This window comes from Micromonospora sp. NPDC047812 (assembly GCF_040704175.1).
Classification (GTDB): Bacteria; Actinomycetota; Actinomycetes; order Mycobacteriales; family Micromonosporaceae; genus Micromonospora.
Genome location: NZ_JBEYRY010000008.1, coordinates 1 through 16,516 on the forward strand (window position 1 = coordinate 1; position 16,516 = coordinate 16,516).

The 16,516-nt window shown below is 75.5% G+C and carries 10 protein-coding genes and 1 rRNA gene; 6 read left to right on the forward strand and 5 right to left on the reverse strand.

Features of this window, described 5'->3' with window-relative positions; all coding sequences use genetic code 11:
- Nucleotides 1-87 (forward strand): 5S ribosomal RNA (gene rrf / locus AB0883_RS24570); the annotation flags it as partial.
- A 72-nt stretch (nt 88-159) separates the two neighbouring features.
- Nucleotides 160-1,062: a GNAT family N-acetyltransferase gene (locus tag AB0883_RS24575; RefSeq protein ID WP_366643593.1), complete on the forward strand. Its 903-nt coding sequence runs from the start codon at nt 160-162 to the stop codon at nt 1,060-1,062.
- Here the strand turns inward: AB0883_RS24575 and AB0883_RS24580 are convergent.
- Nucleotides 1,017-2,831, reverse strand: a complete 1,815-nt coding sequence (locus AB0883_RS24580; protein WP_366643595.1) for a VanW family protein — start codon at nt 2,829-2,831, stop codon at nt 1,017-1,019. The genes AB0883_RS24575 and AB0883_RS24580 overlap by 46 nt on opposite strands.
- 181 nt (nt 2,832-3,012) lie before the next feature.
- Here AB0883_RS24580 and nudC point away from each other — a divergent pair, with 181 nt between their 5' ends.
- On the forward strand, nt 3,013-3,933 hold the full coding sequence (nudC, locus tag AB0883_RS24585; RefSeq protein WP_366643596.1) for an NAD(+) diphosphatase: 921 nt from the start codon (nt 3,013-3,015) through the stop codon (nt 3,931-3,933).
- Between the two features lie 42 nt (nt 3,934-3,975).
- Here nudC and AB0883_RS24590 read toward each other — a convergent pair whose 3' ends face one another.
- Nucleotides 3,976-6,438: a DUF5005 domain-containing protein gene (locus AB0883_RS24590; protein ID WP_366643597.1), complete on the reverse strand. Its 2,463-nt coding sequence runs from the start codon at nt 6,436-6,438 to the stop codon at nt 3,976-3,978.
- Nucleotides 6,439-6,527: 89 nt separating this feature from the next.
- On the reverse strand, nt 6,528-7,787 hold the full coding sequence (locus tag AB0883_RS24595) for a polysaccharide biosynthesis protein (protein ID WP_366643599.1): 1,260 nt from the start codon (nt 7,785-7,787) through the stop codon (nt 6,528-6,530).
- 116 nt (nt 7,788-7,903) lie between these two features.
- On the opposite strand from AB0883_RS24595, the gene AB0883_RS24600 reads away from it, so the two are divergent.
- Nucleotides 7,904-9,463 carry a hypothetical protein gene (locus AB0883_RS24600; RefSeq protein WP_366643600.1) on the forward strand — a complete coding sequence of 520 codons (1,560 nt, stop codon included), beginning with the start codon at nt 7,904-7,906 and terminating at the stop codon, nt 9,461-9,463.
- Between the two features lie 115 nt (nt 9,464-9,578).
- On the forward strand, nt 9,579-9,770 hold the full coding sequence (locus tag AB0883_RS24605) for a hypothetical protein (RefSeq protein ID WP_148710173.1): 192 nt from the start codon (nt 9,579-9,581) through the stop codon (nt 9,768-9,770).
- On the opposite strand, the gene AB0883_RS24610 is transcribed toward AB0883_RS24605, so the two are convergent.
- A complete protein-coding gene (locus AB0883_RS24610) occupies nt 9,755-10,966 on the reverse strand; it encodes a glycosyltransferase family 4 protein (RefSeq protein ID WP_366643601.1) in 1,212 nt (403 codons plus the stop codon). The two genes, AB0883_RS24605 and AB0883_RS24610, sit on opposite strands and share 16 nt — an antisense overlap.
- Before the next feature lie 85 nt (nt 10,967-11,051).
- Between AB0883_RS24610 and AB0883_RS24615 the strand changes: the two genes are divergently transcribed.
- Complete coding sequence (locus tag AB0883_RS24615) at nt 11,052-15,362, forward strand: alpha-(1->3)-arabinofuranosyltransferase (RefSeq protein ID WP_366643602.1); 4,311 nt, start codon at nt 11,052-11,054, stop codon at nt 15,360-15,362.
- Here AB0883_RS24615 and AB0883_RS24620 read toward each other — a convergent pair.
- Complete coding sequence (locus tag AB0883_RS24620; RefSeq protein WP_366643603.1) at nt 15,254-16,453, reverse strand: acyltransferase; 1,200 nt, start codon at nt 16,451-16,453, stop codon at nt 15,254-15,256. The two genes, AB0883_RS24615 and AB0883_RS24620, sit on opposite strands and share 109 nt — an antisense overlap.
- Nucleotides 16,454-16,516: the final 63 nt, after the last annotated feature.

The following is a 16,516-nucleotide window of genomic DNA, read 5'->3' on the forward strand; positions in this document are numbered from 1 at the left end:
GGTTACATTCCGAACCCGGAAGCTAAGCCCTCCAGCGCCGATGGTACTGCACTCGGGAGGGTGTGGGAGAGTAGGACACCGCCGGACAATCTTTCGTTCAGGGTCACCCCGCAAGGGGTGGCCCTGAACTGCGTTACGGACCTTTTCGGGGAGGGCGCTGTGCGGACCGTCGTGGAACCCCTGAACGCCCGCCCCCGGCCCGACGACCAGATGCAGCGGCTCTTCTCCGGTGGCTGGCCGGCCTTCATCGGCGTCGACCGCCAGGCGAGTCGCCATCTCGGCCGCGTACGGGAGGTGTTCGCCGACCTGGAGCTGGTGCTGCTCGACGGCGACGACGAGCTGGTGGCGGCGGGGTGGGGTGTGCCGATCCGCTGGGACGGCGACCCGGCGCAGTTGCCCGAGGGATACACCGACTCGCTGCGGCACGCCCTCGACGGCCACGACCGCGGCGAGCGCCCCGACACCCTGGTGGTGATGGCCGCCCAGGTCCGTCCCGACCTACGCGGCCGGGGGCTGGCCGGTGCCCTGCTCACGGCCCTGCGGTCGCTGGCCGACCAGCGCGGTTGGCCGCGGATCGTCGCCCCGGTACGGCCCACGCTCAAGGCCCGCTACCCCCTGACCCCGATCGAGCGGTTCGCCACCTGGACCCGCGAGGACGGCGCCCCGCTCGATCCCTGGGTGCGTACACACTGGCGGCTCGGCGCCCGGCTGATCGCCACCGCACCCCGGTCGCAGACGATGACCGGCACCGTCGCCGAGTGGGAGCAGTGGACCGGCATGGTCCTCCCCGACAGCGGCGACTACGTCATCCCCGACGGTCTCGCCCCGCTGCGGGTCGACCGCGAACTCGACCAGGGCACCTACACCGAGCCCAACCTGTGGTTCGGCACCGGTAGGCAGGCACAGGGACCGGCCGCGCACGCCACGGAGGCCGCGACGCGGTGTGCGTACGACAGGAGGAAGCCCCGCCGGCGACGTGGCCGGCGGGGCTTCCCCGAGCGTGAGTCAGGCGGCCGTCAGGACGGCTCCCGACCGCAGATGAAGCGCGGCTCGGCGGAGTAGCGCCAGGTGAACTTCTCCCGCTTCACGACCTTGCCGTCCTTCTTGAACACCCGGAAGGCGTCCTGGGTGAACCCCTGGCTGCCGCTGGCGGGGATGCAGGTCGGGCCGGGCTCCAGGTAGACCGTCTTCGGGTGGGTGATGTTGCGGCGCGGGCTGTACTCGGTCTTCACGCTGTCCCAGATCTTCGTGCTCCAGATCGAGACGGTGATCGAACTCGACGTGTAGGAGGTGTCGATCAGGACGCCGTGCTCGGTGTTGTTGCGGAACTTGAAGTCCAGGTCCGGCCAGAAGATGGTCGACTCGATGACGGCCGGGTACCGGCTGAACCAGTACGAGTGCGGCTTGTGCTCGACGTCCTCCAGCCCGGCGTAGTACGTCGCGTTGAACAGCGTCGTGGTGAACTGCGAGGTGCCGCCGCCAACCCCCGGGACCAGCTTGCCGTCGAGGATGACCGGGGCGTCCCGGTAGCCCTGGGCGTAGCCGCGCTCGCCGGTGTGCCCGTTGAGCGAGAACGTCTCGCCGGGCAGCACCACCGTGCCGTCCACGTCCTTCGCGATCGTGACGATGTTCTGGCTGCGCGGCGAGGAGAGCCCACCGGTGAAGTGCGTGGTGAAGGTGGAGACGCGCTCCTTGATGCCCAGGCCGGCCAGCTTCTCCGCGGTCAGCTCCGGCTCCGCCGGCTTCAGCTCGCCGGTGACCTTCCGGTCGTCGGCCTTCGGCAGGACGGCGAGCAGGTCGCGACCGAGGGCCGCGCTGTCGAGCTGCTGCCCGGGCTTGCCGTCGACGACCTTCGGCTTGCCACCGGAGATGGTCATCCGAGCGTCCCTCGGCGGCACCTCGATCGCGGCCAGGTCGTCGCCGAGCGCGGCCCGCAGCCGCTTCACGTCGACCTGGGGGGTGAGCTTGCCGGTCTTGTCGGCGGTGAACCGGAGGCTCCTCGCGATCGCCCTCGGCGGGATCTGCACCGAGCCCTTGCCGGTGGTCAGCGTGACCGGGGCGGCGACGGCCGGCTTCGCCAGCTCGGCGACCAGCCGGTCCACCTCCTCGGCGGTGGTCGCCGGATGCGTCTCGACCAGCGGTACCGTCACCGGCTGGCCGCTGAGCCAGCCCTCCCGCACCACCTGCGCGGACCGTTCCGGATCCAGCGCGAGGCTCGGCTTCGGGTGCACCGCCTTCGGCGTGGTGCCCTTCCAGGTGATCGCCGGCATGGTCATCTTCCGGCCCTGGTCACCGACGATCTTCTCCAGGGCGGCGTCGAGCCGGGCCGCGTCCACGGTCACCACCGGCTGCACCGCCCGGGACCCCACGAGCCGGTCGACGGCGTGCGCCTCGGCCTCGGCCGCCGCCGCCACGGTGGCGTCGACGTCGACCGCCAGGCCGACGGTGGCCGGGTCGATCGTGGCGGTCCGCTCGCCGACGCGTACCGACAGCGGGGCGTTGAGCGTGCCGGCGCGGCGTTCGAGCTCGGTCCGCAGCTCCCGGGCGGCGTCCGCGCGGCTCCGGCCGCCCAGCTCCGCGCCGAGCACCGTCGTCCCGCGCGGCACGTCACCGGCGTACGCGTAGGCGCCCGCCCCCGCCACGGAGGCCAGCACCGCCGTGGCGGCCCCGGCGGCCAGCAGCAGGCGGATCCGGCGGGACCGTGACCCGCCCGGCCTGCCCGTCGGCGCGGCCGGCTCCGGCTCGTCACCGGGCCAGGTCACAGCCTTGACCTGCACGGTGGGCCGGTCGTCGGCGGGTGGAGTCTGCTCGCCGTACAGCGTCACGGTCACCTCGATCGGACGTACCACAACGGGCGGAGCGCGCCTCCGCCCGGAAGACACCTACGGTAACCGGCGCTCCGGCGGGGCGGGAGCCAGCGCCCCACCCGTCGCGTCGCGGCGTGTCGCACGGCGTGTCGCGGACCACCGGCCGGTCGTCGGACGGGCCGTCGGGCATGGCACGGTAGGGGGCATGGGAACGGACGAGGCGGTCCTGGCGTACGGGGGCGGTTGGCTGGACCGGGCGGGGGAACTGCGTACCGACCCCGAACGGATCGCCGCGCTGCTGGCGGACCCGGCGAGCACCCTGCTGCCGCTCTGGCGGGACCGCTGCCTGGTCGCGGGGGGCGTGCCGGTGCGGCTGACCGGGGAACGGGCGGCCAAGGCGCTCACCGTCGCCGACGAGACCGTCTTCCTGGGCATGGACGAGGGCTCGGCCGTCTTCGCCGTCGACCTCTCCGGGCTGCCCGAGGCCGCCGCCGTCGAGGTGGCGGAGGCGGACGCCGCCGTGGACGTCCGGGCGCTGGTGGGCCGGCTCGACCCGGCCGGGGCGGCCGTCCAGGCGTACGCGCGGGGGCTGCTGCACTGGCACCGCCAGCAGCGCTTCTGCGGCACGTGCGGCGCGTCGACAGTCGCCCGGGGCGGCGGACACGTCCGGTCGTGCGCGCGGGCGGACTGCGGCCGGCTCCTCTTCCCCCGGATCGAGCCGGCGGTCATCGTGCTGATCGAGGCGCCCGGTGCCCCCGACCGCTGCCTGCTGGCCCGGCACGCGGGTGCGCCCGAGGGGGCGTACTCGACGCTCGCCGGCTTCGTCGAGGTGGGCGAGAGCCTGGAGGACGCCGTCCGGCGGGAGATGGCCGAGGAGGCCGGCGTGACGGTGACCGACCTGGCGTACGTGGGCTCGCAGGCGTGGCCCTTCCCGGCCGGCCTGATGATCGGCTTCCGGGCCACCGCCGCGTCCGAGGAGGTGCGGGTGGACGGCGAGGAACTGCTGGAGGCGCGCTGGTTCACCCGGGACGAGCTGCGCGAGCGGGCGGTCGCCGGACGGCCGCTGGGCCGCGCCGACTCGATCGACCACCACCTGCTGCACTCCTGGCTCGCCGCCGGGGCCTGACCGGGCCAGCTCCTCCGGCGCGACGCGGCCGTCGCCGGTTTCTCAGCGGACGACCACGGCGACCGGCGCGGACGGCGTACCGGTGTCGACGCCGTCGGTGGCGGCGACCCGGAACTCGTAGCGGTGCCCGCGGACCAGCAGCACGGCGGTGAAGTCCGTCCCGCCCACCGGCACCGGGTCCGTCCGCCACTCCCCGCCGGACGTGACGTCCCGCATCTGGACGCGGTAGGCGAGGCCCTGCCCCGCCGGACGCCAGGTCAGCCGGGCCTCGCCGTTGCCGGCCGCCGTCGCCGCCAGCCCGGCCGGCGTGGGCAGCCGCGGGACGGCCCGGACGGGCCTGCTCTGCCGCCCGGCGCCGGCCTGGTTGGCCGCGGCGACCACGAACTCGTACTCGTGGCCGTTGCGCAGCTGACGGATGGTGGCCTCGGTGCCCTGCACGGGCACCTCCTCCTCGGTGAACTCCCGCTCCCCGGCGGTGAGGTCCCGCCGGTAGACGCGGTGCCATCCGCCGGGACTGGCCGACCGCCAGGTCAGCTCCACCTCGCCCAGCCCGATCTTCGTCACCCGCAGGTCGGTCGGCACCACCGTCGGCGCGGTGAAGCGCGCCTGCGCCCGCACCGGCGGGGAGAGCGGACCCTCGCGGTCGCGGTCCACCGCGCTGACGGCGAACTCGTACTCGTGGCCGTGCTCCAGGTGACGGGCGAGGTGGCTCGGCCGGCTCTCGAGTGCGGGTGGGCCGAGGCGGCTCTGGCCCGCCGTCACGTCGCGCCGGTAGACCCGGTAGGAGACGCCGGGCCCGAGGTTGGCCCAGCCGAGTCGGAGGTTGCCGTCCGGCTGGGCCTGGACGGTCAGCCGGGCCGGCGCGGCCGGCGGGCTGACCGAGGCGGTGGCCCGGACGGGCGTCGAGGGCGGGCTGTCCCCGCCGCCCCCGACCGCGACGACGGTGAACTCGTACGTCCGGGCGTGCCACAGCGAGCCCACGGTCGCGCTGGTGCCGGTGAACGTGCCGACGAGGGCCGGTTCCCGCTGCCCCGCCGTGACGTCGCGCCGGTAGAGCCGGAACAGCTGGACGAACGGCACCGGCTCCCAGTGCACCGCGACGTCCCCGGTGCGGCCGGCCTCGGCGCGCACCCCGCCCGGCGGCGGTGGCGGCGGCACGGTGGCGGTCATCCGCGCCACGGGCGACGCAGGGCTCTCGCCGCGCCGCCCGACGGCGGTCACCCGGAACTCGTACTGGTGCCCGTTGACCAGGAAGTCGGCCGAGGCGCGGGGCTCGGCGGTCGGCTCGCCGATCCGCACGAAGTGGGTCTGGCCGGCGGTCACGTTCCGGCGGTGCACCAGGTAGCGCAGCTCGTCGTCGGTCGGGACGGGACGCCACCGCAGCTCGGCGTTGCCCGCGCCCCGCGCCTCGGCCGTGAGCGCCGCCGGCGCCGGTGGCACGTCGGCCCGGTCCGGCCGGGGGCGGGGCCAGTCGACCTCGACGAAGCGGGGCCGGTAGAGGCCGGCGTCGGCGTACGTCACGGCGTCGTCGACGTTGTTGACGTTGTAGGAGACCAGCAGCTTGCCCGGGCGGGCCAGGTCGGGGTGTAGGTCGGCGTCGTAGACGAGGTGCCCGGCGTCGGTCTCGGGCGCGCGGTGCAGGTAGTCCGGCCCGTCGAACGGCCCCGTCGGCCCGTCGGCCGAGTAGGCCACCAGGTCGGCGCTGAACACCAGGTTGTTCTCGTGGGTCACGAGCACGTACCGGTCGCCGACCCGCTGCACCCCGTACGACGTGCCGACCCCGCTGAGGATGCGGGCGGACCGGTCCGCCGCGGGCGTCCAGCCGGTGCCCGTCCAGAACTCCCACGGGCCGTTGAGGTCGGTCCCGGCGACCCGGGCGACGTGCGCGAACTTCGTCTCGCCGCTCGCCTCGGTGCCGTAGATCAGGGTGTGTCCGCCGTCGCGCAGCAGGGTGGAGCCCCACGAGACGCGCTCCCCCAGCGGCAGCGGCCGGACCCCGGTGGGCGTCAGGCCGGGCAGTGCGAAGGTCGCCAGTGAGGTGCCCAGCAGGACGTGGTCCAGCGGGCCGTCGCCCGTCCGGCGGTAGCGGTTGACCAGCACCTGGAGGGTCTCGCCCACGACCTGGGCGTCGCCGATCCAGTGGAACTGGTCGGCGGCCGGCGGCGGCACCAGCGAGGCGGGGTCGTCGGCGGTGCCGCCGTGCACCGTCTCGCGCAGCTCGTCGCCCTGCTGCACCACGGCCGAGTTGTTGATGAACGACGCGGTGCGCGGGCGGGAACCGTCCGGGCCCACGGGGCCGAGGAAGGTGTCGGAGAAGAGCCAGAGGAGCCGGCCGTCCGGGAGCCGGACCGAGGCCGTCCGGTCGGCGCCGTTCCACCGGCCGGAGGTGTCGCCGTAGCGCTCGAAGAGGGCGGTGAGCCGGTCGGCCGACATGCCGCCCTCGGCCCGCGCCCGGCCCGGTACGCCGGCCGTCAGGGTGAGCACCAGCGCGGTGGCGTACAACACGAGCAACCAGCGTGCGTGTGTGCGGCCCTTCCCTGGCCCGGATCCGGTCGTGGCCGTGCTGACGCTCACCAGAAACCCCCGTCTCCTGGTTATCCGTCCCGCACTGTGACATGTCCTCCCGCGGGGGTGGTAGTGGCCGTACGGGTGCGTTTCGGCCTGCTGTCCCGTTCGTGGGCCAATGTCAGGAACCCGGTGACGACAGCGGTGACCGCCGCCGTCGCCAGGGCGGCCCCGGCGATCCCGGCGACGGTCCGCGGCACGACGGTCGCGACGGCGGCCACGAAGATCACCGTGGACGTCCACAGCGGAGCGGCGGGCCACCGGGCGGACGCCGCGACCCGGGCGTTGACCAGGATGAACACGACCGCGTACAGGGCGCCGGTGGCGGCGAAGAGCGGGGCGTAGCGGCCGGCCGTGGCGTAGTCGGGGCCGCCGGCCAGGCGGAATGCCAGCCCGCCGGCGAGCGCCGAGCCGAGCACCAGCACCGCCCCGGCGCCGGCGACCAGGGCCAGCGCGGTGAGCAGGGCCCGCCGGTCACCCCTGGCCAGCCGGGGCAGCGCGATCACCGTCACCACCTGCGGCGCCCACAGGGCCCCCTTGGTCAGCACGGTGCCGACGGCGTAGGTGCCGGAGACGTCCGGCGGCAGGAAGCGGCGGGCGAGCAGGAGATCCGCGTAGGAGACCACCAGCATCGCCAGGGTGGCCCCGCTGGCGATGAGCACCGTCCGGGTGGCGAGGGAGGGCACGGTCGGGTCGATGCCGGCGCCCCGGTTGAGGCGCACCAGCAGGGCCAGCACCAGGACCGAGGTGAGCGCGCCGGCCAGCAGCGACCCGGTGAGCCCGCCGCCGAGCGTGAGCCCGGCGACCATTCCCCCGTAGCGGCCGGCGCCGAGCAGCGCCATGCCCCCGGCGAGGCGCAGGAAGCGCTGGTCGCCCTGCAACTCGCCGAGCCAGCGGCCGGCCGCCACGACCGCCACGGTGAGCACGCCGAGCAGCAGCACCGCCGGGGCGGACAGCCGGAGCTGGACGGCGGCCACCGGCAGCGCCAGGGCGAGCAGCACGGCGGAGACGAGCACCGTGAGCAGGGTCGGTCGGGCGGTGGCGGCGCGACCGTGCCGGGCCCGGTGCACGGCGACCGCGATCTGGAGCCCGGTGCTGGCCACGCCGCCGATCGCACCCAACGCCAGGAGCGTGGCGAGCGCGCTCAGCTCCGCCGGATCGAGGTGCCGCGCGCCGAGGACGGGCACCACGTAGGCAAGCCCGTTGACGAACACGCCGGCCAGCGTCACCGCGACGCCGGCGGTGCCGAGACTCCCCGCCCGGCCGGGCTGCTCCGAATCCGTACCCATGAACCGTCCCGTGTCGCCGGCACTCCCGGCTGTGCAACGGGCGCGCGTACAGTGGCGCCACGCCGGTGCCACGCCCGGTCAGCGTAATGAGGAGGTCAACCCTGCGGGAGAGGTCGATGCTCGTCGGGCTCGGGCTGGCCGTCACCCTGCTGGTGCTGGCTCCGCTGGCGGCACCCGGTTACGTGCTCAGCTACGACATGGTCTTCGTGCCGCACCAGCCGTGGCGCGCCGAACTCGTCGCCCCGTCCGACTCGCTGCCCCGGGCGGTGCCGTTGGACGCCCTGGTGTCGCTGGCGAGCCAGGTGGTGCCCGGGTGGCTGGTGCAGCGGCTGGCGCTGGTCGCGGTGCTGCTGCTCGCCACCGTCGGCGCCGGGTTGCTGGTGCCGGCCCGGCACCCGGTCACCCGGCTGGTGGCCGCCGTCGGGTACGCGTGGACGCCCTACCTGGCGGAGCGGCTGCTGATCGGGCACTGGGGCCTGCTCCTGGCGTACGCGTCGCTGCCCTGGCTGGTGCTGGCGGTGATCCGGCTGCGGGCCGGTGGACGGCGGGCCCTGCCGCTGCTGGTGCTGGCCGCCGCCCTGGCCGCGGTGACCCCGACCGGTGGGCTCATCGCGCTGGCCGCCACCGTCGTGCTGGTGCCGCGGCGGGGCGGGGGCCGGGTCGCCGCGACCGCGATCGCCGCGGTGCTGCTGCTGAACGCGCCGTGGCTGGTGGCGGCGGCACTGACCAGGGCGGACGCCCGGACCGACCCCGACGGGGTGGCGGCGTTCGCGGCCCGGGCGGAGAACTGGAGCGGAGCGCTCGGCGCCCTGGCCGGCACCGGTGGGATCTGGAACGCGCAGACCACGCCGGCGAGCCGGTCGTCCCCGCTGGCGCCGCTGGCCACCGCCGTCGTGCTGGCCGTGGCGGTCCTCGGCTACCGGGCGCTGCGCCGCCGGTGGCCGGACGGGACCGGTGACCGGCTGGCCGTGCTGGCGGCCGGTGGCTTCCTGCTCGCCGCCCTGGGCGTGCTGCCCGGCCTGGGCGCGTCGCTGGAGTGGCTGGTGGCCACGGTGCCGGGGGCCGGGGTGCTGCGCGACGGGCAGAAGTTCCTCGTCCCGTACGCCCTGCTGGTCGCCCTGGGGTTCGCGCTCGGCGCGGAACGGCTGGCCGCGGCGGCGGGCCGGACCGGGCGGGCCGGCGCGGGCGCGGTGCTGGCCGGCGCGCTGGCGTTGCCGGTGGTGGTCCTGCCGGACCTGGCCTTCGGCGCGGCCGGCCGGCTGCGGCCGGTGGCCTATCCGGCGGACTGGGACGCCGTCGCCGCCCGCCTCGACGGTCAGCCGGGCGAGGTGCTCTCGTTGCCGCTGGGCTCCTACCGGGCGTATCCCTGGAACGGAGGCCGGACGGCGCTCGACCCGCTGCCCCGCTACGTCGACGCCGACGTCCTCGTCGACGACACGCTCTGGGTGGGCACGAGCGAGGTGAGCGGGGAGAACCCGCGCGTCGCGCAGGTGCGGCGGGTGCTCGACGCCGGTGCCCCGGTGCGGGACACCGGGGTGCGCTGGGTGGTGGTGCAGCGGGTGGCCGGCGGGCAGCGGGCGGACCCGGCGGCGTTGGTCGGGCTGCGCGAGGTGTACGTCGGCGATGACCTGACCCTGTACGAGAACCCGGCCGCGCGCGGCCCCGGCGCGCGGTGAGCTGCCGCCGGTTCCCGCCGCCGGGCCGGTATCGATCGTCCTCGCGGCCCTCCCCACTGACGCTACTTGGTGGTAACGTCCCGCGCACGCAGCTCACGAGGAGGAAGTCAGCACCATGCGCAGTGCTCTCTCGTTGGTTCTCGCCGGAGTGATCGCGGTCGCTCTCGGCGTCTTCGGGTCGGTGGCCCTGGCCACCACCCTCACCGGCACCTCGTCGTCCGAGGCCGCCAAGGCCGAGCAGGCCGCGCGGACCAGCTCGGACGGTGGCGGCGGCGCCAACAAGCCGCTGGTCTACGGCACGAGGTAGGACGGCTCCACCGGCTCCAACTGCTCCGCCGGCACCACAGCCCGAACGTTCGCGGCCCTCGTCACGAGGGCCGCGAATTTTTCGCCCGAGACCGGCCAGGTGAAGCGGGCCGCGTGCGCCCGCGCCGCCGTGCCCATCGCCGTACGCCGGCCGTCGTCGGTCAGCAGCAGCCGCACCTTGGCGACGAAGTCGTCGACGCCGTCGGCGAGCAGACCCGTCTCGCCGTCGACGAGCGCCTCCTCGACCCCGCCGGCGCCCCGGAACGCCACCGTCGGCGTGCCGACCGCCCCGGCCTCCACGATGGTCAGCCCCCAGCCCTCCTTGAGCGAGGGGGTGAGCGCGACCCAGGCGCTGGCCAGCAGCTCCCGCTTCTCGGCGTCGCTGATGAAGCCGGTGAACCGGACCCGGTCGGTGACGCCCAGCTCCCCGGCCAGCTGGCGCAGCTGCGGCTCCCACCAGCCCTGGCCGGCGACCACGAGGGTGAGCCCGGGCAGTTCGCCGGTGAGCCCGGCGACCGCGTGCAGGGCCAGCTCGACCTGCTTGTGCGGCACGAGCCGGCCGAGCACCACCAGGGACGGCTGCGGGGTGCGGGGCACCGGCCCCACCGTCATGTCGGGGGTGCCGTTGTGCACGATGGCGACCCGGGACGCGTCGATGCCGAGGGTGGCCAGCTCCTGCCGGGTGGCCGCCGAGACGGTCACGTACTGGCAGTGGCGGTAGACGCGCGGGGCGAGCCAGGACTCGACCCACCAGCCGAAGCCGGCCAGCCAGCGGCCCAGCACCACCGGCCACTGCTCGCGGTGCACGTGGTGCACCAGCGCGATGACCGGTCGGCGGGCGTACAGGGCGGACAGGAAGGGCAGGCCGTTGCCGACGTCCACGATCACGTCGGGGCGACCGCCCCGCCGCCGGGTCAGCGGCCCGAGGCCCAACGCGCCGGCCAGGTAGACGAGCGCGGCGCGCAGGTAGACGGTGTGTCGGCCGCCGCGCCGCAGCACCCGTACGCCGGCGGCGGTGGTCTCCTCGGCGGGGCCGGCGGAGTGGGTTGCGCAGAGCAGCGTGGCCCGGTGGCCCCGGCGCACGAGTTCACCGGCGATCCGCTCGACGTACACCTCCGAACCGCCGCCCTCGGGGTTCCGGGTGTCACGCCAGTTGAGGAAAAGTACGTGCCGGGTGGCGGCAGGCGGTGCTTCCACACTTACTCCTACTGCCGAGTAGTCTTCGCGTCGCGTCACACTATGGGCTTCGTCACGGCCCCCGCAATGCCCGATCGGAGGCGAGATGCAGCAGGCGCCGGCCCGCCCGGAGCTGACCGACCGACCGGACGCCACATCGAGAAGGGTGTGGCGTCTGCGCTTGGTCGCGGTCTGTCTCGGTTTGTCGGCCCTGGCGTTCCTCCAGGATCCGGGCATGATCGTCATCGACACCAAGGTGGACCTGGCGGTCGATCCGGCCGGATGGCTGAGCCGCGCCCTGCACGTCTGGGACCCCGACGGCACCTTCGGCCAGCTTCAGAATCAGGCGTACGGCTACCTCTGGCCGATGGGCCCGTTCTTCCTGCTCGGCGACGAACTCGGCATGCCGGCCTGGGTGGTGCAGCGGCTCTGGTGGGCGCTGCTCATGACGGTGGCCTGCACCGGCGTGGTCCGGCTGGCCGAGCGGCTGCACATCGGCACGCCGGCCGCCCGCCTGGTCGCCGGGGTGGCCTTCGCGCTCTCCCCCCGGCTGGTCACCGAGCTGGGCCCGATCTCGGTGGAGGCGTGGCCGAGCGCCCTCGCGCCCTGGGTGCTGGTGCCCCTCGTGGGGCTGGCCCGGGGTGGCTCCGTACGCCGCGCGGTCACCCTGTCCGCGCTGGTGGTGGCGTGCGCCGGCGGCGTCAACGCGACGGCGGTGCTGGCCGTCGTGCCGCTGGCCGGTCTCTGGCTGGTCGGCCTGCACCCGTTCCGGCTGCGGAGCCGGGCGCTGGTCGCCTGGGGGCTGGCGGTGGGCGCCGCCACCGCCTGGTGGCTGGTGCCCCTGCTGCTGCTGGGCCGGTACAGCCCGCCGTTCCTCGACTACATCGAGACGGCGCCGGTCACCACGGCCCCCACCGACATGACCACCGTGCTGCGCGGCGCCTCGCACTGGCACGCGTACCTCAACGGCGCCTACGGGCCGTCCTGGTCGGCCGGGTGGCGGCTGGCCACCGAGCAGCCGCTGGTGGTCGCCACCCTGGTGGTCGCCGGGCTCGGCCTCGCCGGCCTGGCCCGGCGCGGGATGCCGCACCGGCGTTTCCTGGTCACCGGCCTGCTGGTCGGGCTGGCCCTGGTCGGGCTAGGCCATGTCGGCGCGGTCGACGGGTTCGGCGCCCAGACGCAGCGGGACTTCCTCGACGCGGCCGGCGCGCCGCTGCGCAACGTGCACAAGTTCGACGTGGTGCTGCGGCTGCCGCTCATCCTCGGGCTCGCCCACCTGCTCGGCCTGGTGGCCCGGGCGGCCCGCGCGGGCGACCGGCCCGATGTGAACCCGGGCCTGCCCCGCCTGCTCCAGCCGGTGCGGCTGCGTGCCGTGCTGGTCACCGGCACCGCCCTCGTCGCGGTCGCCGGGGTGGCCGCGCCGGCACTGGCCGCCGGACTGCCGGCCCAGGGCAGCTTCCGGGAGGTGCCCGGCTACTGGCACCAGGCGACCTCCTGGCTGGACCGCAACCTCGGCGACGACCGGGTGCTGGTGGTGCCCGCCGCCCGCTTCCCCCGCTACCTGTGGGGCAGCCCGAGCGACGAGGTCACCCAGCCGCTGCTGGAGAGCCCCTGGGCGGTACGCAGCTCGGTGCCGCTCACCCCGCCGGGCACGATCCGGCTGCTCGACGCCGTCGAGTCGGCGCTGGCCAACGGCGAGGGCTCCGCCGGGCTGGCCGACCTGCTCGCCCGCTCCGGCGTGCGGTACCTGCTGCTCCGCTCCGATCTCGACTACGGGCGCTCGGGGGCCACCCAACCGGTGGTGGTCCGGCAGGCGCTGCAACGCTCGCCCGGTATCCGTCCGGTGCGGGCCTTCGGGCCGGAGGTCGGCGGCGGCCAACTGCCCGGCAACTTCGTCGACCACGGGCTCGACGTGAAGGTCCGGGCCCTGGAGGTGTACGAGGTCGCGCGGCCGGTGAGCCCCGTCGTCGCGTACGACGCGAAGGGCCTGACCACGGTGGTGGGCGGGCCGGAGTCGCTGCTCCAGATCGCGGCGGCCGGCCGGCTCTCCGACGCCCCGACGGTGCTCGCCGGGGACCGGCCGGCGGGGCTGGCCGACGGCCCGGTGGTGCTCACCGACGGGATGCGCCGGCGCGAGGTCGCGTTCGGGCAGCCGCACGACAACGCCTCCGCGACCATGGCCTCCGCCGACGAGGCGAGGCTCGGCGCGCCCGCCCGGGACTACCTGCCGCCGTGGGGCGAGGAGCAGGCCACCACCGTGCGCTACCTGGGCATCGGGTCGGTCACCGCGTCGAGTTCCTGGTCCGACGCCCAGCCGCTGGTCGGCGGCCGGCCGGCGCACCAGCCGTACGCGGCGCTCGACGGCAGCCTCGCCACCACCTGGCGCTCGGCGCCCGGGACGGTCACCACCCAGCAGTGGTTGGAGGTGGAGCTGACCGAGCCGCAGGTGGTCCGCGAGGTGGGCATCGTCTTCGACACCGGCGCCGACTCCCTGCCCACGAGGATCACCGTCAGCGCCGGCAACCAGCAGGCGGTGGTGGAGAACCCGGGCCAGAGCGTGCAGGTCACCGTGCCCGCCGGCTACCCGACCCGGCGGGTGCGGATCTCCATCGACGCGGTCTTCGACATCCGGGCCGGCTTCGGCGGCGTCGGCATCGCCGAGGTCACCATCCCGGGCGTGCGGGCCGAGCGCACCCTGGCCGTGCCGGCGCCCCCGGCGACCGCCGCCCCGGCCTCCGTGGTGCTCACGGCCGCCGCCGGCGCCTCGCCCTGCGTCTTCGACGAGGGCCGGCCGATCTGCGACGGCGGGCTCGTCCGGGAGTCCGAGGACGGCGACCGGATCGACCGGACGCTGAGCCTGCCGGTCGCCGCCGGCTACGACGTCGCGCTGCGGGTGCGCCCGCGTGCGGGCGGGGCACTGAACGCGCTGCTGGACGGCGGCGGCGCGGCGGCCGTCGCACGCGGGGTCAGCCCGGTGGTCGTCGCCTCCAGCGTCGGCGTTGCGCACCCCGCCGCCCGGCCGGGCGCGGTGGTCGACGGCGACCCGGCGACGACCTGGTACGCCGCCGGCTCCGACCGGCAGCCGTGGCTGCGCCTCACCTGGCCGAAACCCCAACAGATCGCCGGGCTGAAGGTGACCCTGCCGCCCACCGCGGCGGCGGCCCGCCCGTGGCAGGCGACCGTGATCGGGGACGGCGGCATGCGCGGCGGCGTCTTCGACGAGGGCGGCAGCCTGGTCTTCGACCGGCCGCTGAAGACGGACGAGATCACCGTGCTGATCTCCGACGTGGTGCCGGCCAACACCTTCGACCCGTACCGGCGGCTGTCACAGGGCCTGCCGGTCGGCGTCGGCGAGCTGACCGTGCTGCCGGACGGACCGGTGCTCCGCAACGACCCGGAGGCGCGCGTCACGCTCCCCTGCGGCTCCGGGCCCACCGTCGAGGTCGGCGCCGTACGGCGCCGTACGGCGCTGGTGGCCAGCCGGCGGGAACTGGCGGAGCTGCGCGAGGTGGACGCGCTCCTGTGCGGCGCCGGCGCGAAGGATCCGCTGCCGCTGGCCGGCGGAGAGGTGCGGGTGGTGGCGGCGGCGAGCCGGCTGGCGACGCCCACCCGGCTCGTCCTGACCCCGCACGCCGTGGTCCCGGGGCCCTCCGACGGCAGTGCGGCCGGCTCGGCGGGCGTCGCCGGCTCGGCGCAGGTGGCGGACGCCGTGCAGACCCCGGTCCGGGTGGACGGCTGGTCGGCCACCCGCCGGTCGCTGCACCTGGACGGGTACCCGGGTCAGCGGGTGCTGGCCCTGCGGGAGAACGCGAACGCCGGGTGGGAGGCCACCGCGGGCGGCGAGCGACTCACCCCGTTCGTGGTGGACGGCTGGCAGCAGGGCTGGCTGGTGCCGGCCGGGTTCTCCGGCGAGGTGCTGCTGCGGTTCGCCCCCGACGACGGGTACGTCCTGGCGCTGGGCGCCGGCGCGGTCGCGCTGGGCGGGGTCGCGGTGGCCGCCCTGCTCCCGAGCCGGGGCGTGCCGGTGGCGGTGGCGGGGCCGCCGCGTCGACGACGGCACCGGCTGCTCGCCCTCGTGTTCGGCGGGGCGGCGCTGCTGCTGGTCGGCGGCCTGGCCGCGGTCGCGGTGGCGCTGCTGGCGGCGGCCGGCGTGGTGGCCGGCCACGCGCTGGCGCCGCAACTGCACCCGCCGGACCGGCGCGGGCTGCGCCGGGTCTACCGGGTGGCCGGGCGCTGGCTGCCGGTGGCCTGCTTCGGCCTGGCCGGCTGGTACGCGGTGACCCGGGGCGGGCACACCGACGCGGCGCCTCAGTTGGCGGCGGTCGCCGCCGTGACGGTGCTCTGGTTCTCCCTCGTGCTGGCGCCGCGGCGCGGCCGGGGAGCGTTCCAGCGTTGGAAGGGGCGCTCGACGGCGTAGTAGCTGACGGCGGCGAGGACCAGCCCACCGGCGACGGTGAGCAGGAAGATCTCGCCCGTGTCGCCGGTGAAGTTCGGCCGGTCGCCCACGATGTACACCCCCTCCAGCACGAACGGGTGCCAGAGGAACAGCCCGTAGGACACCCGGCCGAGCCACCGGCCGACGGCGCCGCCGAGGACGGCCTTGGTGCGGGTGGCCGGCCCGAACGCCACCGGCAGCACCAGCATCACCGCCACCAGGGCGTACAGCGCCATCTTCAGCCCGAACTGGGCGGCGGTGGGCTCGGCCAGGTCGCGGGGACCCACGATCGGCGTGGTGGCCACGGCCAGGGCGGCCAGCGCGACCGACCAGCAGGCCAGCGGCGCGGCGCCGAGGTCGTCCAGCCACCGCCAGCGGTGACCGGTGCCGGTGCGCAGCGACACGTGGACGGTCGCCAGCGCCATGCCGGCGCCGAACCAGCCGGCGTACGAGGGCAGCCACATGGTGTGCAGGCCCAGGTCGAGCAGGCCGAACCCCATCAGGGCCACCCAGGCGGCGGTGATCGCCAGCCCCGCCGCGACGATGAGGACGGCGGACCGGCCGGGACGCCAGCGCCGCCGGAGCAGCAGCGCGGCGAGCAGCGGCAGCAGCAGGTAGAAGGCCGCCTCGGTGGCCAGGCTCCAGGTCTGGCTCAGGCCGTGGCGCAACTGCCGGGGCTCGTAGATCTGGGCCAGCGCCAGGTGCCGCCACCAGTCGCCGGCGGCCGTCGGCTGGTTCTGCGGCAGCACCAGCAGGCAGACCACCACGGTCAGCCAGTAGGCGGGCAGGATGCGGGTCGCGCGGCGCCACAGGTAGCGCCGGGCGGAGGGGGACCGCTGCCCGGTGGCCGACGCGTGGGCGTACGGACGGAAGAGCAGGAAGCCGGAGAGCACGAAGAAGACGGCGACGCCCACGTCGAGGCGGGACAACCAGCTGCCCAGCCCCGAGTCGCCGGTGTTCGCACCGGTGGCGAACCCGACGTGGTGCCCGACGACGGCCAGCGCGCCGATCACCCGTACGGCGTCCAGCGCGGGCAGTCGGCGGAGGTCGTGATCCGGAGTTGGGGCAGACATCAACCGTCCAGAGGGTCGCGTGAATATGTAACCCGGGAGTAACCTGCGGCCAAGTTTAGGGAC